Here is a 24,231-nt window from a genome sequence, read left to right as displayed (position 1 = left end):
CAACCCCATGTACCCACGCGACCTCAAGGGATACGGCAGGCGCCCGCCGCACGCCCGCTGGCCGGGCGGCGCGAAGGTCGCCCTGCAGTTCGTCGTCAACTACGAGGAGGGCGGCGAACGTTCGGTCCTGCACGGGGATCGGTGCTCGGAGGCGTTCCTCACCGAGGAGCCGACCCGGGAGTTCCCCAACATCCGCAACCTCAACGTCGAGTCGCAGTACGAGTACGGCAGCCGCGCCGGGTTCTGGCGGCTGCACCGCCTGTTCACCGAACGGGGGCTGCCGGTCACGGTGTTCGGCATCGCCGAGGCCCTGGAGCGCGGTCCCGAGGCGGTCGCCGCGATGCGCGAGGTGGGATGGGAGATCGCCTGCCACGGCCTGCGCTGGATCGACTACGCCGAGATGCCGGTCGAGCTGGAGCGGGAGCACATCCGCCGGGCGATCGACCTGCACACCAGGGTCACCGGCAGCAGGCCCGAGGGCTGGTACACCGGCCGGATGAGCCCGCACACCCGCCGCCTGGTGGTGGAGGAGGGAGGATTCCTGTACGACTCGGACTCCTTCGCCGACGACCTGCCCTACTGGGAGCACGTCGCCGGCCGGGCGCACCTGGTCGTCCCGTACACCCTGGACAACAACGACGGCCGCTACCTCAACACCTACGGCTTCCAGTCGGAGAGCTTCTCCGCCTATCTGCGCCGGGCGCTCGACCTGCTGCGCGAGGAGGGGGACGACCGGCCGAAGATGATGAGCGTCGGGCTGCACACACGCATCGCCGGCCGCCCCGGCCGGGCCGCCGACCTGGTGCGCTTCCTCGACTACGCCGCCGGAGCGGGCGACGTGTGGGTCACCCGCCGCGTGGACGTCGCCCGGCACTGGTACGCGGCGCATCCCGCCGTCCCGGCGTCCGCGTCGTGAGGGGGAGTGGGCGATGCGTGTCCTGGTGACCGGAGCCTGCGGCTTCGTGATGAGCGTGTTCATCCGGTGCTTCCTCCAGGACCACGAGGAGGCGCGGGTGCTGGCCCTCGACGTGGGCGAACCGGACGAGGCCTGGTCGGGCCATCTGGCGGACGTCGCCGGCCGGGTGGACTTCGTCCGCTGCGACGTGCGCGACCGCGCCCGCCTCACGACGTTGTTCGCCCGCCATCGGCCCGAGACGGTGGTGCACGGCGCCACCGTGACCCTCGTGCCCGAGTGGGAGCGGGAGGACCCCGTGCGCTTCCTCGACGTCAACGTCATGGGCACCGCCGCCGTCCTGGACGCCGCCCGCCGCGCCGGTTCCGTCGGCCGGGTCGTCCACGTCAGCAGCGCGGCCGTGTACGGCGCCGGGGACCCCGGGCGGACGGAGCCGCAGGACGAGGACACGCCCCTGGAGCCGGACGAGATGTACGGCGTCAGCAAGGTGGCCGCCGAACTGGTGGCCAGGCGGTTCGCCGCCCTCTACGGCATGAGCGTGCCGATCGTGCGGTGCACCAAGGTGTTCGGCCCGATGGAGCGGCCCACCTCCGCACGGACCCTGATGTCCTTGCCGTACCACCTGGCGCGGGCCCTCGTCGCCGGGACGCCGCTGGCGGTGACCCCGCGGACGCTCCGGGCGGCCGGCGACTGGATCAGCGCGGTCGACGTCGCCGCCGCGCTCGGCCTGTTGTGCACCAGGCCGGACGTGGGCAGCGCGGCGTTCAACCTGGCCGGCGGGGCCGCCGTTCCGGTGCCGCGCCTGGCCGAGCTGTTCGGCGTCGAACTGGCCGCCGGCCCGGCCGCGGACCCGGAGCGGGCGGTCGTCGACGCCGACCCCGCGCTGCGTTCGGGCAAGGACGGGACCTACAGCGTGCTGAGGGCGGCGCGACGGCTGGGGTGGCGACCGCGCGACCTGCCGCGGCAGGTCGGCGAGTACCGGGAGTGGGCCCTCGCGCACTGGACCCCGGAGGACCCCGTCCCCTTGGGGAGCCCCGGCGCGGCGACGTGAAGGCGGTTTCACATTCACGCGCTCGATGCAGCTCACTGATTCAAAAACGCTTACCAAGATCCTCAAATCGCTAAATTTACCGTTTGGAAACCCGAGATGATGCCCAACCGAAATCGGCGAGGAGTGTTCTGGTCGTGTCGCCCGCCGCACCCCGTCCGGAGAGGCCGATGGCACGTGAACACCTCCCCCTCGGCCCGCCACGGCTTCGGCCGCGACCTCACGGAGCGGGCAGTATGAGCACGCGGCGCACGACCGGGACCGCCATGGCCGAGGCGCTCGCCGCCAACGGGGCGGCCCTCGCCTTCGGCATCCCCGGCACGCACAACTTGGAGCTGTACCGCGGCATGGCGGCGAGCGGGATCCGCCACGTGGTGACCCGGCACGAGCAGGGCGCGGGGTACGCGGCGGACGGGTACGCCCGTGTCACCGGCCGCCCGGGACTCGTCGTCACCACCAGCGGGCCCGGCCTGATGAACGCCATGGCCTCGATGGGCACCGCCTACGCCGACTCCGTACCACTCCTGGTGCTCTCACCCGGAGTGCCCACCGGCCTGGAGCGCGCCGACTACGGGTGGCTGCACGAGATGAAGGACCAGCGGGCCGCCGCCGACGCCGCGGTGGCGCGCAGCGTGCGGCCCGGCACCCCGGCGCAGGCCGTCGACGCCGTCCACGAGACCTTCGCCCGCTGGGCGGCCGAACGGCCGCGTCCGGTGCACATCGAGGTGCCGCTGGACGTGCTGGAGGCGCCCTGGGACGGCGAGGTTCCGGGCCCCTGGCGCGCGCCGCACCCGCCGGCGCCGTCCCCGGCGGCGGTGGCGGAGGCCCTCGGCCTGCTCTCGCGGGCCGCGACCCCGGTGATCGTCGCCGGGGGAGGCGCGCTGGGCGCCGCCGCGCCGCTGCGGGCGGTCGCCGAGGCGCTCGGCGCGCCCGTGGTCACCACCACCGCGGGCAAGGGGGTGCTCGACGAGGACCATCCACTGGCCGTCGGCCCGTTCCTCGGTTTCACCGCCGCCCGGAGTCTGCTGGAGGACGGCGACGTCCTGCTCGTGGTGGGCAGCGAGCTCGGCGACGCCGAGCTGCCGGACCGCCTGGCGCCGCGCGGTGCCGTCATCCGGATCGACCTCGACCCGGCCCAGCTGCACAAGAACCTCCGCGCCGCGCTGCCGGTCCACGCCGACGCCCGGGAGGCCCTGGCCGCGCTGGCGGCCGGACTCGGCGGAACGGAACGGCCCGGGAAACAGGCGGAGGGGGAACGGCGGGCGGCCGAGGCCCGGGCCGGATGCCTTGAGCAGGCCGCCGAGCGCGGCGGCCGGTGGCGCGAGGCACAGGACGCGCTGCGGGCCGAGCTGCCCGCCGACGTCGTCGTGGTGGGGGACAGCTCGCAGGTCTCCTATCTGGGCACCGCGCCGTTCTGGCCGTTCTCCGAGCCGCGCCGCTACCTGGCGCCGGTCGGATACTCCACCCTCGGGTACGGCCTGCCGGCGGCGATCGGGGCGCGGCTCGCGGAGCCCGCGCGCCCGGTGGTGGCCCTGCTCGGCGACGGCGCGTTCATGTTCAGCGTCCAGGAGCTGGTCACCGGCGCCGAGCTGGGACTGCCGCTGCCGGTGGTGATCCTCGACAACCACGGCTTCGGCGAGATCCGGCAGAACATGCTCGACCGCGACATCGCGCCGTACGCGGTGGACCTGGCGCGTCCCGACTTCGCGGCGCTCGCTCGGGCCATGGGCTGCCACGGCGTCCGCGTGACGGACGCCGCCGAGGCGGCCAAGCAGGCCGCCACCGCGCTGACGGCCGCACGGCCGACCGTGATCGTCTGGGAGGTGGGCTCGTGAGAGCAGTACTCAACATGATCGACGGGCAGTGGCGGGACGCCGCGGACGGGCGGGCCGCCGAGGTGGTGGACCCGAGCACCGAGAAGGTGATCGCGACCGCGCCGCTGTCCGGCGCGGTCGACGTGGACGCCGCCTGCCGCGCGGCCGAGCGTGCCTTCGCCGGGTGGCGGCGGACCACGCCGCGCGTCCGGCAGGACCTGCTGCTGCGGCTGGCCGACGCGGTGACCGCCCAGGCGGGGGAGCTTGCCGAGGCCGAGTCGGCGAACACCGGCAAGCCGGCCGCCGCGGCGGCGGCCGAGGTGGCCGAGTGCGTGGACGTGCTGCGGTTCTTCGCCGGCGCGGCCCGCCTGCTGGAGGGCAGGTCGGCGGGGGAGTACCTCGACGACCACACCTCGATGATCCGGCGCGAGCCCGTCGGGGTGTGCGCCCAGGTGACGCCGTGGAACTACCCGCTGATGATGGCGGTCTGGAAGATCGCCCCGGCGGTGGCGGCGGGCAACACCGTGGTGCTGAAACCCGGCGACACCACACCGCTCACCACCGTGCTGCTCGCCGGGATCGCGGCCGGGATCCTGCCGCCCGGCGTCGTCAACGTGGTGTGCGGCGACCGTGACGCCGGGCGCGCCCTGGTGTCCCACGAGATCCCGCAGATGGTCTCCATCACCGGCTCGGTCAGGGCCGGGACGGAGGTGGCCGTCGCGGCGTCGGCGTCGCTCAAGCGCCTCCACCTGGAGCTCGGCGGCAAGGCGCCGGTGCTGGTCTTCCCCGACGCCGAGCTCGACGTCGCCGTCCGCACGGTCGCCGAGGCCGGGTACGCGAACACGGGCCAGGACTGCACCGCGGCCACCCGGGTGCTGGTGCACGAGAGCGTGCACGACGAGTTCCTGGCGGAGCTGACCGCCGCCGCGGCGGCCGTCCGCGTCGGACCGCCGGACGACCCGGCGGCGGCGATCGGCCCGCTCAACAACGCGGCCCAGCTCCGGCGGGTGTCCGGGTTCGTGGAACGGCTGCCGGCGCACGCCACCGTGACGACCGGCGGCGCCCGTGCGCCCGGGCAGGGCTACTTCTTCGCCCCCACCGTGGTCGCCGGCGTGCGGCAGGCCGACGAGGTGGTGCGCGAGGAGGTCTTCGGGCCGGTGGTGACCGTGCAGCCCTTCGCCGCCGAGGAGGAGGCGGTGACCCTCGCCAACGACACGGCGTACGGCCTGGCCTCCAGCGTGTGGACACGGGACAACGCCCGCGCGCTGCGCGTCGCCGCCCGCCTCGACTTCGGGGCGGTCTGGCTCAACACCCACATGACCATGATCTCCGAGATGCCGCACGGCGGCTTCAAGCACTCGGGCTACGGCAAGGACATGTCGGCCTACGGGTTCGACGACTACACGCGCGTCAAGCACGTCATGAGCTTCACCGGGGAGCGGTGAGCGAAGAAATAAGGAAAGGTAAGTGAGAACGTGAAGGTTTCACGCAATTTGTGGGCCGTCACTTCGCTGGCGCTGGCCCTCACCCTCACCGCCGCCTGCGGCGGAGGGAGCGGGAGCGGTGACGCCGGCGCGTCCGGCGACTCCGGTTCCGTCACCTACGCGGGCTTCGGAGGGACCGGCCAGGAGGCCATCGCCAAGGCGTGGCTCGACCCGTTCGGCAAGGAGAGCGGCGTCGGCGTGGTCCAGGACAACCCCGTGACGTACGCCAAGATCCACCAGATGGTCGACGCCAAGAACGTGACCTGGGACATCGCCCAGGGCGGAGCCGACTTCGGGCTGGAGGGCAACCCGCGCCTGGAGGACATCGACTGCTCGGTCGTCTCCTGCGGCGACTACGCGGACGGGCCGTTCAAGGTCTACAAGCAGGGCGTGCCCCTGTTCGTCTTCTCGATCGTGCTCGCCTACAACACCGACAAGTTCGGCAGCAACCCGCCCAAGAACTACGCCGCCTTCTTCGACACCGCGAAGTATCCCGGCAAGCGGGCCATCGACGGCACCGCCGGCTTCCAGGGGATCCTGGAGGCGGCGCTGATGGCGAACGGCACGCCCCGCGACCAGCTCTACCCGCTCGACGTCGACGCCGCGCTGAAGCTCCTGGAGCCGATCAAGGACGACCTGATCGTCTTCAAGGACGCCGCGGAGTGCATCAACCTGGTCTCCTCCGGCGAGGCCGTCATGGGCAACTGCTACAACGGGCGCGTCAAGCTGGCCAAGGACGAGGGCCAGCCGATCGACAACACCTGGGGCCAGCAGATCTACCTCTGCGACTACCTCTTCGTGCCGAAGGGCGCCAAGGACAAGGCGAACGCGATGAAGCTCATCGCCTACATCGCCAAGGCGGCCAACAACGGGAAGATCACCGAGTTCATCCCGTACGGCCCGGCCAACCCCAAGGCCACGGCCTCCGGCAAGTACGCCGCGGACGCCCCGACCGCCCACCAGCTGGAGGGCGAGGACGCCCCGATCGTCATGGACTCCGCCTGGTGGAACGCCAACATGGAGAAGGCGATCGAGAAGACCACCGCCTGGCTGGCGGGCTGACCACCGTGACGGCGGCCAGGCCGTGCCCGAGAGCGAAACGTGCTCGCACGCGGAACGCGGAAGCGGACCGCGAAGCGAAACGAGGAGCACAGTGAGCGCACTTTCCCAGATCCCCTCCCGCGCGTCGTCCCCCGGCCCGCAGGCGAGTCCGGTGACCGGCTCGGACGGCCGCGCCGGTCACGGCGCCGGGCCCGGCGGAGGCGCCGCCCGCGCCCGGCGCTTCCCCCGGCCCGACTTCTGGAGCGGCGCCGGCCTGCCCGGCCTGGTCTTCGTCGTCGCCGCGTTCGTCGTCCCGATGGCCGTGGTGGTGGTCAAGAGCCTGACCGACCCCTCGCCGGCGAACTACAGCGCGATCTTCACCAGTTCGGTCTACCAGCGTTCCGTCGTGGACACCCTGGAGATGGCGCTGGTGGTCACCGTGCTGTGCCTGCTGATCGGATACCCGTACGCCTACACGATGGCCAGGTCCGGGACGGCAATGCGCACCTTCCTGATGGTCGCGCTGATGCTGGCCTTCTGGACGAGCCTGCTGGTGCGCACCTACGCCTGGCAGATCGTGCTGAACGACACCGGCATCGTGAACACCGCGCTGCGCGACTGGCTCGGCCTCACGTCCGCGCCGATCCACATGATCAGGACGCCCTTCGCGGTCTACGTCGGCATGGTGCACGTCCTCCTGCCGTACGCCGTGCTGGCGTTGTTCGCCCAGCTCCGCTCGATCGACCCGGACGTCGAGCGGGCCGCGCAGGTGATGGGGGCGCGGCCGTGGCGCGTGTTCGCGCGGGTCACCCTGCCGCTGTCGCTGCCCGGCGCGGTGGCCGGAGGCGTCCTGGTGTTCGTCCTCGCCCTGGGCTTCTACATCACACCGCAGCTTCTCGGCGGCGCCCGCCAGGTGTACGTGGGGCAGGCGATCATGCAGCAGATCGAGCAGTTCCTCAAGCCGGGCGTCGGCGCGGCGATGGCGGTGCTGCTGTTCGTCGCGGTGCTGGCCGTGCTCGGGCTCGCCGCCCGGTTCGTCGGCCTGGGCAAGATCCTCGGCGTCGGCATGGGGAGGCGGCGATGAGGGCCGGGATCGGCGTCCGCCTGTTCGCCTGCCTGATCGCGCTGCTGTTCGTCGCGCCCACCCTGATCGTCGCGGCGACCTCGGTGACCTCCGGCTCGATGGTGACCTTCCCGCCCAAGGGCTTCTCCCTGCGCTGGTTCCAGGAGGTCCTCACCGATCCCGAGTGGCTCACCGCGCTCGGCAACAGCGTGCAGGTGGGGCTGCTCGCCGCCGCTCTGGCGATGGCGGCGGGCACCTCGCTCGCCTTCGCCGCGGCGCGCAGCCGCTTCCTGCCGCCCGCCCTCGTCACCGGCCTGGCCGTGCTGCCGATGACCGTGCCGCTCGTCGTCGCCGGCATCGGCTTCTACCTGGTCTACATCCGGGTCGGCCTGTCGGGGAACGTGCTCAGCCTGGGCATCGCCCACGCGGTGCTCGGCCTGCCGTTCGTGTTCGTGAACGTCCTGGCCGCGCTCACCGGCGTGGACCGCCGCGTCGAGGAGGCGGCGCGCGTGTCCGGCGCGACCGAGGCGGTCACGCTCCTGCGGATCACGCTGCCCCTGGTGGCCCCGGCCGCGCTGGTCGGCGGCGTGCTGGCGTTCGTCTCCTCCTGGGACGAGGTGGTCGTCGCCCTGTTCCTGAACACGCCGCAGTTCCGCACCCTGCCCGTCGTCATGTGGAGCCAGGTGCGCTCCGGCGTCGAGCCGTCCATCTCGGCGGTCGCGACGCTGATCACCCTCGTCTCGCTGCTCATGGCCGCCCTCGTCCTGGTGGGGCCGGCCGTGGTGAAGAAGGTAAGGAGAAGGACGTGACCGAGACGGCAACCCAGGCCGGCCCGACCGGCCAGGAGGGCTCGCCGGGGGCGAGGGTCGAGCTGACCGGCATCGTGAAGGTGTACGGGGACACGCGGGCCGTCGACGACGTGTCGCTGACCGTCGAGCCCGGTCAGTTCCTCACGCTGCTGGGCGCCTCCGGGTCGGGCAAGACAACGCTCCTGCGGATCATCGCGGGCTTCGTGGACGCCGACGAGGGCCGGATCGTGGTGAACGGCCGCGACATCTCCCAGGTCCCGGTGCACCAGCGCGGGATCGGCATGGTCTTCCAGAACTACGCGTTGTTCCCGCACCTTTCGGTCGCCGCCAACGTGGCCTTCCCGCTGGAGATGCGGGGGGTGCGCCGCCGCGACCGGGCGGCCCTGGTCGAGCGGGCGCTGGAGGCGGTGCACCTCGGCGGGTACGGCCGGCGCTCCCCGAAGGAACTGTCCGGCGGGCAGCAGCAGCGGGTGGCGCTGGCCAGGGCCATCGTGGCCCGGCCGCCACTGCTGCTGATGGACGAGCCGCTCGGCGCCCTCGACCGCAGGCTGCGTGAGGCCATGCAGATCGAGATCCGCAGGCTCAGCCGCGAGCTCGGGCTCACCGTCATCAACGTCACCCACGACCAGGAGGAGGCGCTGACGATGAGCGACCGCATCGCGCTGCTCGCCGGCGGCCGCCTGGTCCAGCACGGCACGCCCGAGGAGCTGTACGGCCTGCCCGAGAGCGAGGTCGCCGCCCGCTTCCTGGGCGAGTCCAACCTGTTCCGCGGCCGGGTCCGGCGGGAGGGCACGCAGTCCGTGCTGGCCCTGCCGTACGGGCGGGTGCTCGTCCCCGGCGACACGCCGGGGGAGCGGGAGGCGGTCGTCGTGGTGCGGCCGTCGGCCATCCGCATCCGGCCCGCCGGGGCGGAGCCGTCCACGGCGGCCGTCTCCCGCATGCCCGGAGTGGTGAGCGCCGACATCTACGCCGGCGACTCGCGCAAGGTCCTGGTGGAGGGCGCCGACGGCGCCGAACTGGTGGTCAGGTGCGAGTCCGGCGCCCCGCTGCCGTGCTCCGTGGGCGACGAGGTCGTCCTCGAGTGGGACCCCGGCTCCTGCCACATCATCCCCGGCGCGGCCTGACCGCGCTTCCCCCCTGTCCGACGACGAGGGGCGTCGCCCGGCGGCGTCCACGCCTCCGGCATGCCCGGAAACCCCCGCAAAGCCTGAGATCAACGCTCGAGAACAAGGAACGAGGAACGACATGGGACTGACCGAGCGCCAGCGCGCCGGAGTCGCCGCGGTGGAGGAACTCGGCAAGGAGCTCTCGGAGTTCCACCGCCTCATCTGGTCGTACGCCGAGCCCGCCTGGCGGGAGTACCGGTCGGCGCAGGCGTACGTCGACCTGCTGAAGGCGGAGGGCTTCGAGGTGGAGGAGGGGTCGGGCGACATGCCGACCGCCTTCCACGCCCGGTGGGGCGACGACGGCCCCGCCATCGGGATGTACTCCGAGTACGACGCCTCGCCCGGTTACTCCCAGGACACGGTGCCCTACCGGCAGCCGCGCCCCGGCCTCCACCCGTGGGCGCCGGGCTTCACCGACGCGCACTCGGCCCTGGGCGTCGGCGCCCTCGCCGGGGCGCTCGCGACCAAGCGGGCGATCGAGCGCACCGGCGGCCGGGGGGTCGTCCACCTGTTCGGCGAGCCCGCCGAGAAGGTGTGCGGTTCCAAGCCCGTGCACGCCGCCAAGGGCTACTACGACGAACTCGACGCGGTGATCAGCTACCACCCGTTGTTCGAGAACACCGCGGTGTGGGACATCCACAACTGCCTGTACTGGTCGGCGGTCTTCACCTTCCAGTGCTTCGAGGCGCAGCGTGACGACGCCCCGCCGTGGATCGACGGCGACCCGCTGGCGGGCTCGGGCATGGGCGCGCACAACAGCGTCCGCTCTCCGGGGGCGCTGGACGCGCTGGGACTGATGATCACGGCGACCAAGTACGCCAAGGAGAACATGTTCCCCCGGACCGGCCTGTGGTCGCTCAACGAGGCGATCCTGGGCGCGGCCAACGCGACGGCCGACAACCTGCCGCCGAGGATCACCCAGATCCAGTTCAGCTGGCGCTCTCCGCTGATCGGGGTCCAGGAGCAGATCCTGGAGGTGCTCAGGCGCAACGCCAGGCACGTCGCCGGGCTGGCCAACTGCGAGGTCTCGATGCGCTGGGTGACCCGCACCCGGCCGGGCCTGAAGAACCACGTCATGGCGCAGGCGACGTACGAGAACCTGCTGGAGCTGGGGCCGCGCCGGTTCGCGCCCGAGGCGTACGAGTTCGCCCGCGAGCTGGAGCGCACCCTCGGGCACGAGCCCTCCGACGACCCCTTCCGGCCGATGCTGCACCAGGTCACCGACCCGCGCGACCACGACGCGGCCACCCGGGCCACCCTCCCGCCGTGGCAGGACTGCACCGGCGCCGACGACTGCACCGAGTACACCTGGCACGCCCCCACCGTGCGCTTCTACACCGCCAAGCCGCTGCTGCGGGTCGTGGGGGAGGACCTCAACCACTGGGCCAACAACGCCATGAACGGCCTCGCCCCGGCGATCGACCCGGTGTGGGGCTACGCCGGCGAGGTCATCGCCGCGACCGCGCTGCGGCTCATCGACGACGGCGGGCTGCTGCGCGCCGCCACCGAGGAATTCGAGCGCAACCGCGAGGCCGCGCCCGAGGCGTTGCGCGACCCGCTGCTGCCCCGCGACTTCGCGCCGCCCGTCGAGCTGCCCTGGCCCGAGTACGTGACCACCGCCCGCGGCTTCGAGTGGCAACTGCCGACCACGACGGACTTCGGCGAGAAGCTCTAGCCGTCCGTGGGCATGCTCTCGCGCCCCCGCCGCGACCCTCCCCTGGGTGAGCCGGCGGGGGCGAGCGGGACCGCGCTCGCGGTGGCGATGGTCGTCGCGCTGTTCCTCACCGAGTCGCTGGTGCAGATCCTGCTGCCGGTCGGCCTGGAGGCGAGCGGCGCCGGGTCCGGGCTGCTGATCGGCGTGCTGCTCGCGCTCGCGCAGGGCGCCGGCGTGGTCATGTCCCCGCCGGCGGCCCTGCGCGCCGACCGGCACGGGCGCGGCGGCGTGCTGTTCGCCGGCGGCCTCGTCCTCGCGGGCTGCGCGGCCGGGCTCGCCGCCGCCACGTCGTTCTCCTCGGCGTGGATCTGGGTGCTGCCGCTGCTCGGGTACGGCCTGGCCAGGGGTTCCGTCGTGACCACCACGCTGGCGGTGGTCGCCCGGTCCGGCGACCGGTACCGGACCCAGGGCCTGAACGGCGCGGCGCAGCGCCTGTCGGCCGCGGTGGCGGCGACGCTGTCGGTCGTCCTGCTGGCGCACCTCGGCACCCGGGGCGCCGCCGGGCCCGGGCTCTGGCTGGTCGTCCTGTCGGCCCTGACCTTCGCGCTGCTCGCGCGGCGGGTGCGGGGCCGGGCCGACCGGGACGATCCCGCCGACCTGACCGGCACGTCCGGCGCCCGCGGCGGCTACGCGGCGTCGTTGCGCATGCTGCGCCGCGAGCCCGCCCTGCAGGCGTCGTCGTTGATCAACCTCAACCTGAACACCGTGGTCCTGCTCGGCAACTCCTTCTACCCGATCGCGCTCGACGTGCCCGCCGAACGGCTGCCCGGGCTGGTGCTGACGCTGCTGCTGTGCCGCGACCTGACCTCGGTGGCCGCCGGTCCCTTCTTCGGGCGGGTGGTCTCCCGCATCGGGCTGCGCGGCGCGGTGACGGTGTCCGGCGTGTGCGCGGTGGCCGGGCTCGCCGCGGTGGGGCTGGCCGGGAACGGCTTCGCCGGGGTCGCGGCGGGCGCCGTGCTGCACGGGCTGGCCGGGGCCACCGGCATCGGGGCCACCAACCTGCTGGCGACCGCGGGGAGTTCCGCCGGCGGCACCGGCCTGCGGCTGGCCGCGACGAACTATCTCAACGGAGTGGGCATGCTGGTCCTGCCGGTGGTGTTCGGAGCGCTGCTCGACGTCTCCGGGCCCGGCGGCGTGTTCCTGGCGGGTGCCTGCGTCTCCGCCGCGATGCTGGCCGGCGTCCTGGCGCTCACCCCGGCCGCGTCCCCGGCGCGGGCCCGGTGACAGGCCGGATGAGCGGGGCCTTCGCCGGTCGGCGCCGGGCGGACGCGTCAGCCGGCGGCGGTCTCGAACCGCCACGGGCGGGGCAGCACCAGGACGCGCGCGTAGGGCAGCACGGTCAGGTCGCGCACGCCGTCCAGGGCGACGATGCGGCGCATCAGCGCGGCCAGGTCCCTCGCCGAGCCGCAGGCCGCCTCGGCCACGACGTGGAACCGGCCCGCCGTCAGCGTGACGATCGGCAGCTCGGGCAGCGCGACCAGGGCGTCCAGGGCGGCCTCCGGGGAGCCGCCCAGGGTGATCCCGACGGAGGCCATCATGATGACGGGATCGGTGGACACCCGGTCCACCATCGCCGTCGCCTGGATCGTGCCGTCCCGGAACAGCGTCTGCGCCCGCTTGCGCACCACCCAGTAGGGGACGCCGAGCTCGTCCTCCATCTCCCGGAAGCTGGCCCTCGGGTTGTCGACGAGCAGGCGCAGCAGCGCCACGTCGAGGTCGTCGAGCTCCGGCCGCCGCGGCGCGGGCGGCCCGGACCGCCGCGGCCTGCCCTGGCTCTCCCACTTGGCCACGTCGAGCTGGCGCCAGACCTCGTGGTCCCCCACGCCTTCGACCGTGCCGGCGATCCGCTGCACGACGTCGGCGAGATCGGCGTCGTCGCGGGCGGCGACCTCGCACATGACGTCGTACGCGCCGATCGTCTGGGCGGCGAAGGTGACCTGGGGATTGGCGTTGAGCGCGCCGCGCAGCCGTTCGACCGGGCCGCGGTAGCGCAGGCCGACGATGCCGAGAACGTCGTATCCGAGGACGGCGGGGTCCACCAGCCCGATCACGCGCAGGACGCCGTCACCGGACAGCCGCGCCATGCGGGCGCGGACCGCGTCGGCGGACAGGCCGACCTGCTCTCCGATCCGGGCCAGCGGAGCCCTGCCGTCCTCCCGCAGCAGGCCGACGATCGCCTGGTCCTGCGCGTCAAGTTCGTATCGCTGCGTCAAGGATCCGCTTCCCGTTCCCGTCACCCGCCCGCGACGGCACTCCCGCCCCGGACAGTGTGGCACAGCCATGAACGCGTGCGTACGGGAGCCGAACGACAAATATCCACGATCAATTCCGCGGAAACGATGAACAATGCGAACTGACAATCCTCCGTCGTCACCGGAGGCCCATCCGGGGCCCCTCGGGCTGGTGGCACACCGTCCCTGGCGGCTCTGGATCCTCGGCTCCCTGCTGGCCCGGCTGCCGACGGCCATGGCGGGGCTGGTGCTGATGCTCGTGGGCGAGCGGGTGACCGGCTCGCTGGCGGAGGGCGCGCTGCTGGCCGGGGTGCTCAACCTCTGCTCCGGGCCGCCCGGCCCGTTCTTCGGCCGGCTGCTCGACCGGCTGGAACTGCGCCGCGCGATGAGGGTGACGGTGGCCCTCTCGGGGCTGGTCACGCTGGGCCTGGTCGTGGCCGCCGAGGTGCGGGCGCCGGTCTGGGCGCTGTACGTCCTGTCCGTCGTCCTCGGGCTGGCGACGGCGGGGATGTGGGGCGGCATGCGGGCCCTGCTCGTGGTGACGGTTCCCGCCGTCCAGCTCCGCCGCGCCCACTTCGCCGAGTCCCTGCTCGTCGAGCTGTGCTCGGTGGTCGGCCCGGTCATGGTCAGCCTGCTCGTGGTGACGGGCGGGACCGTCGCCGCGCTCGCCGGGATGGCGGCCCTGTCGCTGCTGGGCGCCTGGCTCATGCGGGCGGTGCCGCCGCTGCCTCCGGCGCCCCGGCGCCCGGACACCCTCCTCCCGCCGCGCGACACCCAGCTCGTCTCGGCCCTGGTGCTGTGGATCGGCCTGGCGTACGGGCTGCTCATGGCCAACGTCCCGCAGCGCATGGCGCAGTACGGCCTCGGCTCCGGCGCCTCCGGGTGGTTCACCGCGGCGCTGCCCGCCGGGGCCTGCCTCGGGGGGATCGTGGTCAGCGCCTGGCCGCTGGGCCGCAACCGCGCCCTGCTCACCACACTGGGCATGCTGCTCGCCTCCGCCGCCCTGGCCGTGCCGCCCGGGCTCGCCGGCGGCTCCCTCGGGTACGCCGCGGGGCTGTTCGCCGCCGGGCTGTTCATGGTGCCGCTCAACGGCCTGATGGCGACCGAGATCGAGGGACGGATGGGCCTGCGCCGCCGGGCGGAGGCGTTCTCCTATTTCGGGTCGGCCGCGGTCGCCGGTGGCTCCGGAGGTTACTTCCTCGCCGGGGCACTGGACGGCCGCCTGGAGCCGGCCGCCGTGGGCCTGCTGTCGTCCGCGGCGTTCCTGCTGCTCGCGCTGGTCCTCGCCGCCGTGCTGCTGCTGCGGCGCACCCGCTGGGCCGGATGAGTGATGTCAATCACAGCTCGACGCAATCGAGTATCTTCTGTCATATTTGACGAACATACCCTTTTCCTGATCAATGTTTTCCGAGCCGAGCCCGTCCGAATGGATCCCTGACCAGTGAGCGACGTCCCCAACCCGATCTCCTCCCACCTGTCCCACCAGGAGTTGCTGCTGCTCGACATCGTCGCCGAGTCGGCCGACCCCGTCGGTGCGCGCATCGCGACGCGCCGCCTGGGCGACTGCGGCATCGCGCTCAGCGAGGCGAGTACGTCCCGGCTGCTGGCCCGGCTGGACGACCTGGGACTGACCGTCTCCTCGGGACGCAAGGGCCGCACGGTCACGGACGCGGGCCGCCGCGTCGCCCAGGTCACCCGGCGCACCCGGCGACAGGCGAAGGGGCTGCACCAGGCGCTGGACATCCAGAACGCGCGCCAGTTGCTCGACCTGCTCTACGCCCGGCGCGGAGTGGAGCGGGAGGCCGCCCGGTGGGCCGCGACACGGGCCACCCCGGACGACATCGAACGGCTCGAAGCACTGGTCGACGGGCATCGCGAGGCGCTCGACGCCGGCGGCGACGCCCGGCTGTGCGGCATGCGCTTCCACCGGGAGATCTTCCGCATCTCCCGCAACGGCCTGCTCCAGGCGATCGGCGACGTCGTGCTCGACGAGTCGCTGGAGCCCCTGGAACTGGTGCTGGACGTCATCACCGGTGGCCACGGGACGCTCGCCCAGTCCGCGCCCGAGCACGTCGACGTCCTGGCGGCCATCCGCGCGCGCGACCCCGACGAGGCGGAGCAGACGATGCTCGCCCACGTGGACCGGCTGATCGAGGAGGCCGAGCGCGCCGCGACGGACCGTGGCGCCGACGTCGTCAAACGTCTGATCGAGCTCACGCTCTGACCCGAGAAGCACGAAGAAGAAAGGGGAGAGGCGGATGCCGATCCTGCGCCTAGACGCCCGCTACGTGGTGGCCTTCCAGGAGGGGGAGCACCGGCTGCTGGAGAACGGCACCGTCGTCGTGGACGGCGACCGCGTCGTCTTCACCGGCCGCGACTACCGGGGACCGGCCGACGAACGGGTGGACGCCGGAGACACGCTGGTCACGCCGGGGTTCATCAACACGCACGCCCACCTGGAGACCGCCCCGCTGGACAAGTCCTTCCAGGAGGACGTCGGGAAACGGCAGTTCTTCTCCACCGGCCTGGTCGAGACCCTGCCGATGCAGGAGAACTCCATCGACGAGGAGGGCGTCGACACCTGCATCGAGGTCTCGATGTCCGAGCTCATCCGTACGGGCACCACGACGGTGATGCACCAGGGGCTGCGGGGCCGGCGGGTGGCCGAGGCCTGCGAACGGGCCGGTCTGCGCGCCTACATCGCGGACGGGTACAGGTCGGGCCGCTGGTTCACCCCCGACGGGAACCGCGTCGCGTACGAGTGGGACGAGGACGGCGGGTTCGCCGGCCTGGAACGGGCTGTGGGGCTGATCGAGGACCTGCGCGGCCGCGGCTCCGGGCGCGTGCGGGGCTTCCTGTCCCCGTGGCAGGCCAACACCTGCACGCCGGACCTGCTGAAGGAGTCGCGGCGACTGTCGGACGAACTGGAGGTGCCGCTGACGATCCACGCCGCCCAGGCGATGTTCGAGGTGATGGACCTCATGGCGGCGCACGGCATGACGCCGATCGAGTATCTGGAGTCGGCCGGGTTCCTCGGCCCCCGGGTCGTGCTGGGTCACGCGATCTTCACCACCGGCACCTCGTGGGTGAACCTGCCCGGGGACGACCTGCGGCGCATCGCGGACTCCGGCGCCTCGATCTCCTACAACGCCTGGACGTTCGCCCGGCGCGGCATCATGGTCGAATCCCTCCCCGCCTACCGGAGAGCCGGCGTCAACATCACGCTCGGAACGGACACCACGCCGCAGTCCATGATCGAGTCGATCCGCTGGTCGGCGATCCTGGGCAAGGTGGCCGACCGGCGCGCCGACTCCTGGCTCGCCACCCATCTGCTCGACGCCGCGACGGTCGACGCGGCCCGGCTGCTGGGCCGCGACGACCTGGGCCGGATCGCGCCGGGAGCCAAGGCCGACCTGCTGCTGTGGCGGCTCGGCACCCCCGTCATGTCACCGGTCCGCGATCCCATCAGGAACCTCGTCTACTACGCCACGCGCGAGGATCTGGCGTCGGTGATGATCGACGGCGCGTGGGTGATGCGGGACGGCGCCCTGCTCACCGTGGACGAGGAGGGGATGACCGAGCGCCTGCAGCGGGCCGGTGAGCGCTCCTGGGCCCGGGTGCCGGACCACGACCGGCTCGGCCGCACCCTCGAAGAGGTCGCGCCGTCCTCCCTCCGCCCGTTCCGCTGACCGCCCTGCCGGCACGCCGGAGGATTCTCCGGCAACGTCGTCGGATCACGACCGCGTCGATGGGCGGCGAGCCGTACCGCACTCCGCTCGCCGCCTGTCTCCGCGCCCTCGCCTACGCCCTTTCCCGGGGCGCCGGAGCGATCCGGGGCCACTGCCGGACGTCGATCCGCTGCGGAACGAAGCGGCCGGCGCCGTCCGAGCCCGTGAACCGGCCGTCGCGGGCCACCACCCGGCCTCGGGAGATCGTGAGCTCCGGCAGGCCCGCACCGGTCATGCCCTCGTACGGCTCGTAGTCGCTGCCCCAGCCCGCCTCGAAGGCCGGCCAGGTCCACTCCCGTCCGGGGTTCCACAACACCAGGTCGGCGTCCGCGCCCACCCGGATCACCCCCTTGCGGGGATACATGCCGAACGTCCGGGCCGGGCCGGTGGCCGACACCTCGACGAACCCCCGCAGGCCGAGCCGGCCACGGGTGACCGCGTGGTCCCACAGCAGGGGGACCCGCGCGTCCAGGCCGGGGGCTCCCGGCGGGAGCGCGGTGAAGTCGGCGGCACCCGGCAACTTGTGCTCCAGGCCGTAAGCGCAGTGGTCGGAGGCCACGCTGCCCAGGACTCCGCTGCGCAGCGCGTCCCAGAGGCGGTCCTGTGCGGCGGCGTCCCTGACGGGCGGCGTGATCACATACTTCCACCCGTCGGGACGCCGGTACACGGAGTCGTCCAGCACCAGGTAGTGGGTGCAGGTCTCCGCCTGCACCAGGACGCCCGTCTCACCGGCCGCCTCGATGGCGGACAACGCCTCGCCGCCGGAGACGTGGTAGACGTACACCGGCGCGCCGAGTTCCCGGGCGAAGTGCGTCACCAGGCCGATCGCGGCGCTCTCCGCGCTGCCGGGCCGGCTGCGGGGGAAGCGGTCGATGGCCGCGGCGGAGTCGGCCAGCACCGCGGACCTGGCGTGTTCGAGGATGGCGTGGTTCTCCGCGTGGAAACCGGCGAGCCCGCCCGCCTCCGCCACGGCGGTCATCACCGCCCTGATCTCCCCGTCGTCGAGCCGGTCGTCGTACGTCGTGTAGATCTTGAAGGAGGCCAGGCCCTCGGCCACCAGGGCGGGGATCTCGCGCAGCCGCTCCGGAGTGATGCGGGCGATCACCGGGTGGAAGGTGTAGTCGATCACCGACGGCGCCGCCTCGGCCATGCGCTCGCGGGCCGCGGCCACGAGCGACCCGCCGGACGCCGGCACGAAGTCGATCACCGTGGTGGTGCCGCTGACGGCCGCCGCCCGGGTCGCCGAGCCGAAGTCGTCGAGGCTGCGGACGCCTTCGGCGATCGGCCAGGCGATGTGGGTGTGGGTGTCGATCCCCCCGGGCACCAGGACCGCGCCCGGAGAGGCCTCGATGATCCGCGTCCCTCGCAGGGTGCCGGGCGCGGCGAGCGCCGCGATCCTCTCGCCGCTGACGCCGAGGTCGGCCGCCTCGATGTCGTGTTCGCCCACGACGAGAGCGCCACTCACAACGAGGTCGAAGTCATCACGCACCAGACATCTCCCGACAGTGATCCATCAATACAGATCGATGTCTATCTCAGCAACCTCTCGAATGTCTAGCTCTATCAAATTTGAGGAAGATGCTTGTATTATGACGATCGTAAATCTCCGTGGTGAAAGGTGACGCCGACATGACCGCTGCGCAGACCCATGGCCTCGGCAACCGGGACCTGCTCGACCAGTACCTCGCGGCGGGGTTCGCCGGACGCGTCGGATGGGGGGAGCGCGTGGCCCTCCTGGTCATCGACATGGCCGGAGCCTGGACGAGCCAGGACGAGATGATCGGCACCGACCTCGGCGGGGTGCTGGACAGCATCCGGCGGCTTCTGGAGGTCGTGCGCGAGCGTGACGACGTTCCGGTGGTGTTCACCACCATGGCCTACGACGAGACCTACTCCGACCTTCCCCTCGCGAGCCGGCTCAAGACCCCGCACCTGGAGCGCATGATCCGGGGGTCCGAGCGCGTCCGGCTGGTGCCCGAGCTGGACCGCCGCCCGCACGAGGCGCTCATCGAGAAGCCGCGGGCCAGCGCGTTCTTCAACACCAACCTGCCGAGCATCCTCGTCGCCCAGCGAATCGACACGGTCGTCGTCGTCGGCTGCAGCACCAGCGGATGCATCCGCTCCACCTGCGAGAGCGCCCTCGACCACGGCTTCCGCGCCATCGTCCCGGCCGAGGCCGTGGGGGACCGCTCCGCCTCGGCGCACGAGGCCGCCCTCTTCGACATCAACGCCCGCTACGCCGACGTGCTGCCCATCGAGGAGGTCGTCGACCACATCAGGCGGCGCCCGCGGGCGGCCGCCACCGTCACGACTGACGGGTGAACATCAGCAACCGGTCGAAGATCCGGACCTGGTCGCTGCGGGAGAAGTCGGTGACCTCGTCGATCAGCCGGGTGAGGTGACGGGCCATCGCCTCCTCCGCGGCCGCCGGATCCCGGCGGCGGATCGCGGCGACGATCTCCACGTGCTCGGGCACCGACTGGCTCACGGTGCCGTGACCTCCGGTGATCACGTCGAGCACCTTCTCCAGCGGGAGGAGCGACTCGTTGAGCACCGCGCCCGCCAGCGCCCCCAGCAGGTCGCTGCCCGCGATGCGGGCGATCGTCCGGTGGAAGTTCATGCCGACCTGGCGGGCGTGTTCGTCGTCGTCCAGGCTCATCTCGTGACGGCGCAGGATCTCCTCGAGCCCCGCGACGTCGTCGTCGGTCGCCTTGGCCGCCGCCCGGCCGGCGATCTCCCGCTCGACGCCCCGCCTGGCGTGCAGCAGGTCGAGAAGCTGCTCCACCGTGCGGATGTCGAAGGCCCGGGTGAACTCCTCCTCGTGGCGCTGCCGCGCGGACATCGCCTCGGCGCAGCGCCGCCCGTGCTCGGTCAGCGTGCGGCCCTTGCGCCCCGACGGCATGGTGAGGCCGAAGTCGTCCAGGCGCTTGAAGATCCGTGAGACGGTCGCCTCGCTGATCTCCAGCCCGCTCTCGCGCAGCTGGCGGCCCGCGAGCCGGGCGCCCACGGGACCGTCGGCCCGCCACACGATGCCGAGCAGCCGCTCCTCTTCGGGGTTCAGCTCAGGAGCGGCGCCGTTCACCGCGGGGACGTCGGAAGCCGATGGTCGCGCTCGCCTCGCCACTTTGCGAGCCTCCCCATCCTCGAAGGACCCCACTACGAAGCGCCCATGATATCGGTCCGCCCAGCGCCCGGAACGCCGTTGATCAGAGCGGGTTGTCGTGGGCGACGAGGGCGAGCTGGACACGGTTGTCCAGGGTGGTCTTGGCGAGGATGCGGGAGACGTAGCTCTTGACCGTGCCGACGCTCATGTGGAGCTCGGCCGCGATGTCCGCGTTGGACATGCCCCGGCCGACCGCGGCGGCGACCTCGCGCTCCCGGCCGCTGAGCCTGGACAGGAGCCTGCGCGCGTCGTCGCGGCGGCGGTCCTCCGCCTCCGGCGCCAGGTGGGCGATCAGGCGCCGGGTCACGTCGGGGGACAGGATCGGCTCGCCCGCCACGACCCGCAGGACCGCGTCCACGATGCCCTCCGGCGGGGTGTCCTTGAGCAGGAACCCGCCGGCCCCGGCGCGCAGCGCGCCGAAGACGTGCTCGTCGGCGTCGAAGGTGGTCAGGATGATGACGTGGGGAGGGCTGGGCCGCCGCCGCAGCAGGCGGGTGGCGTCGATCCCGTCCAGGCCCGGCATCCGGATGTCCATGAGCACCACATCGGGCGCGTGCGCGTCGACCGCGGCCGGGACGTCGGCGCCGTCGGCCACACCGCCCACCACGACGAGTTCGTCGGCGCCCCTGAGCATGAGCGTCAGGCCCGCCCTGACGAGCGGGTCGTCGTCCACGACCAGCACGCGGATGGCGCTCACACCGGCCATGGTAGCCAGACCGCCAGCCGGAACTCGTCTTCCACCACACCGGCCCGCTCCACCCGGCCGCCCGCCAGCTCGGCCCGCTCCCGCATCCCGGCCAGACCGGCGCCCTCACCCTCGGGGGAACCGGGCACGAGAACGGAACCGGGGACGGACGTCGCGACGGGGTTGCGCACCTCGATGGTCAGCCCCCGGCCGGGACCTCCGTCGAGGCGTACGGTCACCGGCCGGCCCGGGGCGTGTCTGCGGGCGTTGGTGAGGCCCTCCTGGACGATCCGGTAGGCGGCCCGCGCCGTCGCGCCCGGCAGGTCGGGCAGGCGCAGGCCGCCGTCGTGCATCTCGACCCGCACGCCCGCCCGCCGTACCTCCTCCACCAGGGCCGGCAGGTCGAGGACGGCCAGGACGGGCGCCTCGCGCAGGACCGAGATGACCTGGCGCAGCTCCTGCAGCGCCTGATGCGCGCTGGAGCGCATCACCGCGGCCGCCTCGACCACCTCTGCGGGGTCGGCCCGCGCGTTGAACTCCAGCGCCCCGGCGTGCAGCGCCAGCAGCGACAGCCGGTGCGCCAGCACGTCGTGCATCTCGCGGGCGATGGCCAGGCGCTCGGCGTGGCGGGCCTGCTCGACGCGCCGCCGCTGCTCCTCCCCGGCCCCGCGGAGCCGCTCCTCCAGTGACAGCACCAGCTGACGGCGGGCCCGCGCCAGCATCCCCCACCCGGTCAACGCCACCCCGGACAGCACCGCGACCAGCGCCCACACCGGGTACGGCGCCAGCCCCGGCGGCCGCAGCCAGAACCGGGCCAGCGTCGCCGCCACCCACGCGGCGCCCATCCCGATCGCGACGGCCGAACGCCGGTACAGGGCGGTCATCAGCGTGGCGATGCCCGCCGCGACCGACGCCGAGGCCGCGGGCACCGCCAGCGCCACGGCGACCAGCGCCGTGGTCGCCGGCCACCGGCGCGACAGCCACAGCGCCCCGCACGCCACCGCACCGCCGGCCGTGTCGGCGATCAGGTGCCATCCGGAAGCCGCGCCGAGGTCGCCTCGCACGACGACCGCCGCCGCGGCCAGCGCGCAGGCGACGCTCCCCGCCCGGATCGCCCGGTCCCGCCGGGTCCGCGCGGGGCCGGGCCGTACGTCTGCCGTCACGGACGCCCAGCGTAGTGACGGCGGGCCGGGCGGCGGCAGCAACCGAAGTCGACGCCGGGTTGTCACCTGGGTTGCCACGGACGGGACCCGGGGCGGCAGACGCGGGCGGTGCGCGCCGCACACGCTGGCCGCATGACGGCGAACAAGACGCGCGGCCGCCTGGCCGCACTGCTCCTCGCGGTGATCACACCGCTCGTGGCCGAGTTCACCCTCGGCAACCCGCCGCTGCGCATGGCCTGGCTCCTGCTGCTGTGGATCCCGATCTACGGCGCGGGCGTCGTCCTGGTGCGCGAACTCGTACGCCGGGCCGGGACGGGCTGGACCGGGGTGCTGCTGCTCGGCGCCGCGTACGGCATCGTCGAGGAGGGCCTCGCGCTGCAGGCGCTGAGCAGCCCCACGATGTACGGCGCCGCCGGGTGGGCGCCGCGAATCCTGGGCCTGAACAGCGCCTACGCCGAACTGCAGATCCCCTACCACGCGGTCTTCAGCGCCGCGATCCCGATCCTCCTGACCGACCTGATCGTCCCGTCCCTGCGCGACCGGCCCTACCTGGGCGGACTCGGCACGTGGGTGTCCGGGGCGGTCTTCGTCCTCGGCGCGCTGCTGCTGCGGGTGACGGTCGTGACCTCCATCGACCCCGGATACCAGGCGCCGCCGGCGATCCTGGTGGGCTGTGCCGTCGCCGTGGCCCTGCTGGTGGCGGCCGGGCTGCGGCTGAGGTCCCGGCCCGGCGCGCCCGCGATCAGGCCGCCCGCCCCCGCGGTGGCGGGAATGGCCGGCGCGGTGGCCGTCTTCGGATTCCTGGCTCTGCTGTTCCCCTTCGGCGGCGCGACCCGGCCCGCCTTCACGCACGGCGGGTGGGTGGTCGTGCCCATGTCGGCCGCCGCCGTCGTGGCGGTGGCCGCCGCGTGGTCACTGCGCCGGTGGACGGCCGGTGACCGGTGGACCGACCGGCACGGTCTCGCCCTGGCCTCCGGCGCCCTGGTCGCCCACACCGCCTTCGGCCTGGTCTCCAACACCGACACGGCGGCCGACCGGGCCGGCCTCGCGGCCGTCGGCGTGGTCATGGCGGGCCTGCTGGCCGTACTGGGCCGCCGGGTCGCCGGCGTCACTTCTCGTCCGCGCCGGGTTTCGCGCTGATCGATTCCTGGTAGACGTCGGCGTAGGTAGGGGAGTCCTTGACCAGGTCGTCGCAGAACGCGGCGACGTCGGTGCCGATGAGTTCCACGACTCCCTTGCCTGCGGCGACACCCTCCTCGAAGAAGTCGACGATCCCGGGGAGCAGGGGCCCGTCAGGCAGGTCGATCGGTCCGACCTTGAACAGGTACTTCTGCATCTCCTTGTAGACGATCTGGTAGTCCGGCGGGAGAGCCTTGACCCGCGCCACGTGCGCCCGCCACTGTTTCTTGCCCTCGACGATGTCGTGGATGCTCACGTCAGCCTCCCAGCCGGCTCAGTTTCCTCGCGACGTTCCTGTTCAACTGCTCGCGCCACCGGTCGCGATAGGTTCGCGCCCCTTCTCCACCGGCAAGCGCGGTGCAGAAGCCACGGATGTCCTCGCCGAGCACGTCATGGGCGCTCTGCCCGTCCGCCGCCGCTACTTCGAGCAGCCCCAGGGCGGCGTCGAGGATCGGCATCAGGTTGCGGCCGGTGAAGTCCCCGTAGGGGAGGAGGTGGGCGATGATCTGTCCCCACGCCGCCCGGTAGTCGTCCGGCAGGGCCTCGGCCCGGGCTTCGAACGCCTTCCATTCCCTGGTGAGATCGCTGCCTGTGACCTTCTCCCAGAAGTTCATGTCCCGCCCTTCTTGAGCCTGTCGATGCGTGATGAGAGGTACTGCCATTTCGCCCAGAACTTCGTGAGTTCCTCGCGTCCGGCGTCGTTGAGGGCGTAGAACTTGCGCGGCGGACCGACCCCGGACGGTCGTTTCGTCACCTGGACGAGCCCGTTCCGCTCCAGCCGCAGCAGGATGGTGTACACCGTCCCCTCGATGACGTCGGTGAAGCCGAGTTCGTTCAGCTGACGGGTGATGGCGTACCCGTAGGTTTCCTCGCTGCCGATGATCTGGAGCACGCACCCTTCGAGGGTGCCCTTCAACATCTCCGTCAGGTCGTCCATCGCAGGTGCTCCTCAGCCCTTTCGGTACTACGTGCTACCGAGTACCACTATACGGTATCACCGAGTAGCCCCGCCCTGCCTCCACACCCCTGA

The 24,231-nt window shown here is 72.7% G+C and carries 23 protein-coding genes; 15 read left to right on the top strand and 8 right to left on the bottom strand.

Translation table 11 applies throughout. The annotated features are described in order from the left end of the window. Positions 1 to 7 precede the first annotated feature (7 nt). The 10 genes from puuE (at position 8) to HHX40_RS14525 (ending at position 12,276) form a co-directional block, all read left to right on the top strand. Positions 8 to 916, top strand: coding sequence for an allantoinase PuuE (puuE, locus tag HHX40_RS14570; protein ID WP_182881008.1), 909 nt, complete (start codon positions 8 to 10; stop codon positions 914 to 916). Between the two features lie 13 nt (positions 917 to 929). Beyond that, the gene (locus tag HHX40_RS14565) at positions 930 to 1,964 is read left to right on the top strand and encodes an NAD-dependent epimerase/dehydratase family protein (protein ID WP_182881007.1); all 1,035 of its coding nucleotides are present in this window, start codon (positions 930 to 932) and stop codon (positions 1,962 to 1,964) included. Positions 1,965 to 2,197: 233 nt separating this feature from the next. Beyond that, complete coding sequence (locus HHX40_RS14560) at positions 2,198 to 3,796, top strand: thiamine pyrophosphate-dependent enzyme (RefSeq protein WP_182881006.1); 1,599 nt, start codon at positions 2,198 to 2,200, stop codon at positions 3,794 to 3,796. A 14-nt stretch (positions 3,797 to 3,810) separates the two neighbouring features. After that, positions 3,811 to 5,220 (top strand): aminobutyraldehyde dehydrogenase, encoded by a 1,410-nt coding sequence (locus tag HHX40_RS14555; protein WP_182881272.1) that lies wholly within the window; start codon positions 3,811 to 3,813, stop codon positions 5,218 to 5,220. A gap of 30 nt (positions 5,221 to 5,250) precedes the next feature. After that, complete coding sequence (locus HHX40_RS14550) at positions 5,251 to 6,321, top strand: extracellular solute-binding protein (protein ID WP_182881005.1); 1,071 nt, start codon at positions 5,251 to 5,253, stop codon at positions 6,319 to 6,321. Positions 6,322 to 6,412: 91 nt separating this feature from the next. After that, on the top strand, positions 6,413 to 7,384 hold the full coding sequence (locus tag HHX40_RS14545; RefSeq protein ID WP_182881004.1) for an ABC transporter permease: 972 nt from the start codon (positions 6,413 to 6,415) through the stop codon (positions 7,382 to 7,384). Beyond that, positions 7,381 to 8,172, top strand: a complete 792-nt coding sequence (locus tag HHX40_RS14540; RefSeq protein ID WP_182873402.1) for an ABC transporter permease — start codon at positions 7,381 to 7,383, stop codon at positions 8,170 to 8,172. Before HHX40_RS14545 ends, HHX40_RS14540 begins: the two co-directional genes overlap by 4 nt. Next, the gene (locus HHX40_RS14535; RefSeq protein ID WP_182873401.1) at positions 8,169 to 9,296 is read left to right on the top strand and encodes an ABC transporter ATP-binding protein; all 1,128 of its coding nucleotides are present in this window, start codon (positions 8,169 to 8,171) and stop codon (positions 9,294 to 9,296) included. The genes HHX40_RS14540 and HHX40_RS14535 overlap by 4 nt, the downstream gene beginning before the upstream one ends. Positions 9,297 to 9,417: 121 nt before the next feature. Then, entirely contained in the window at positions 9,418 to 11,013 is a 1,596-nt protein-coding gene (locus tag HHX40_RS14530; protein WP_182873400.1) for an amidohydrolase, read from the top strand. 12 nt (positions 11,014 to 11,025) lie between these two features. Next, positions 11,026 to 12,276, top strand: a complete 1,251-nt coding sequence (locus HHX40_RS14525; protein WP_182881003.1) for an MFS transporter — start codon at positions 11,026 to 11,028, stop codon at positions 12,274 to 12,276. A gap of 47 nt (positions 12,277 to 12,323) precedes the next feature. Here the strand turns inward: HHX40_RS14525 and HHX40_RS14520 are convergent, their stop codons facing one another. Then, complete coding sequence (locus HHX40_RS14520) at positions 12,324 to 13,265, bottom strand: Lrp/AsnC family transcriptional regulator (RefSeq protein WP_182881002.1); 942 nt, start codon at positions 13,263 to 13,265, stop codon at positions 12,324 to 12,326. Between the two features lie 133 nt (positions 13,266 to 13,398). Here HHX40_RS14520 and HHX40_RS14515 point away from each other — a divergent pair, with 133 nt between their 5' ends. From HHX40_RS14515 to HHX40_RS14505, 3 genes are all read left to right on the top strand, one after another. Continuing rightward, entirely contained in the window at positions 13,399 to 14,610 is a 1,212-nt protein-coding gene (locus tag HHX40_RS14515) for an MFS transporter (protein ID WP_182881001.1), read from the top strand. 114 nt (positions 14,611 to 14,724) lie between these two features. Continuing rightward, positions 14,725 to 15,507: an FCD domain-containing protein gene (locus HHX40_RS14510; RefSeq protein WP_182881000.1), complete on the top strand. Its 783-nt coding sequence runs from the start codon at positions 14,725 to 14,727 to the stop codon at positions 15,505 to 15,507. A 34-nt stretch (positions 15,508 to 15,541) separates the two neighbouring features. Beyond that, a complete protein-coding gene (locus HHX40_RS14505; RefSeq protein WP_182873395.1) occupies positions 15,542 to 16,972 on the top strand; it encodes an amidohydrolase family protein in 1,431 nt (476 codons plus the stop codon). A gap of 112 nt (positions 16,973 to 17,084) precedes the next feature. Here HHX40_RS14505 and hydA read toward each other — a convergent pair whose 3' ends face one another. Further along, positions 17,085 to 18,500, bottom strand: a complete 1,416-nt coding sequence (hydA, locus tag HHX40_RS14500) for a dihydropyrimidinase (protein WP_182880999.1) — start codon at positions 18,498 to 18,500, stop codon at positions 17,085 to 17,087. A gap of 140 nt (positions 18,501 to 18,640) precedes the next feature. Between hydA and HHX40_RS14495 the strand changes: the two genes are divergently transcribed. Next, complete coding sequence (locus HHX40_RS14495; RefSeq protein ID WP_182880998.1) at positions 18,641 to 19,333, top strand: isochorismatase family protein; 693 nt, start codon at positions 18,641 to 18,643, stop codon at positions 19,331 to 19,333. On the opposite strand, the gene HHX40_RS14490 is transcribed toward HHX40_RS14495, so the two are convergent. From HHX40_RS14490 to HHX40_RS37700, 3 genes are all read right to left on the bottom strand, one after another. Next, positions 19,317 to 20,135, bottom strand: coding sequence for an FCD domain-containing protein (locus HHX40_RS14490; RefSeq protein WP_182886858.1), 819 nt, complete (start codon positions 20,133 to 20,135; stop codon positions 19,317 to 19,319). The two genes, HHX40_RS14495 and HHX40_RS14490, sit on opposite strands and share 17 nt — an antisense overlap. An 82-nt stretch (positions 20,136 to 20,217) precedes the next feature. Continuing rightward, the gene (locus HHX40_RS14485; protein ID WP_182880996.1) at positions 20,218 to 20,880 is read right to left on the bottom strand and encodes a response regulator transcription factor; all 663 of its coding nucleotides are present in this window, start codon (positions 20,878 to 20,880) and stop codon (positions 20,218 to 20,220) included. Further along, the gene (locus HHX40_RS37700; protein ID WP_182880995.1) at positions 20,868 to 22,022 is read right to left on the bottom strand and encodes a sensor histidine kinase; all 1,155 of its coding nucleotides are present in this window, start codon (positions 22,020 to 22,022) and stop codon (positions 20,868 to 20,870) included. Before HHX40_RS37700 ends, HHX40_RS14485 begins: the two co-directional genes overlap by 13 nt. A 132-nt stretch (positions 22,023 to 22,154) precedes the next feature. On the opposite strand from HHX40_RS37700, the gene HHX40_RS14475 reads away from it, so the two are divergent. Then, positions 22,155 to 23,162, top strand: coding sequence for a hypothetical protein (locus HHX40_RS14475; protein WP_182880994.1), 1,008 nt, complete (start codon positions 22,155 to 22,157; stop codon positions 23,160 to 23,162). Here the strand turns inward: HHX40_RS14475 and HHX40_RS14470 are convergent. Genes HHX40_RS14470 through HHX40_RS14460 form a run of 3 tightly spaced genes read right to left on the bottom strand, consistent with a single transcriptional unit; the run spans position 23,131 to position 24,138 of the window. Next, a complete protein-coding gene (locus HHX40_RS14470; RefSeq protein WP_138460728.1) occupies positions 23,131 to 23,457 on the bottom strand; it encodes a DUF1048 domain-containing protein in 327 nt (108 codons plus the stop codon). The genes HHX40_RS14475 and HHX40_RS14470 overlap by 32 nt on opposite strands. A 1-nt stretch (position 23,458) precedes the next feature. Beyond that, positions 23,459 to 23,815 carry a DUF1048 domain-containing protein gene (locus tag HHX40_RS14465; protein WP_182880993.1) on the bottom strand — a complete coding sequence of 119 codons (357 nt, stop codon included), beginning with the start codon at positions 23,813 to 23,815 and terminating at the stop codon, positions 23,459 to 23,461. After that, the gene (locus HHX40_RS14460) at positions 23,812 to 24,138 is read right to left on the bottom strand and encodes a PadR family transcriptional regulator (RefSeq protein ID WP_111699650.1); all 327 of its coding nucleotides are present in this window, start codon (positions 24,136 to 24,138) and stop codon (positions 23,812 to 23,814) included. Before HHX40_RS14460 ends, HHX40_RS14465 begins: the two co-directional genes overlap by 4 nt. Positions 24,139 to 24,231 lie beyond the last annotated feature (93 nt).

The organism is Microbispora sp. H10949 (assembly GCF_014161435.1).
Classification (GTDB): domain Bacteria; phylum Actinomycetota; class Actinomycetes; order Streptosporangiales; family Streptosporangiaceae; genus Microbispora; species Microbispora triticiradicis.
This window is presented reverse-complemented; position numbering and strand designations above follow the sequence as displayed.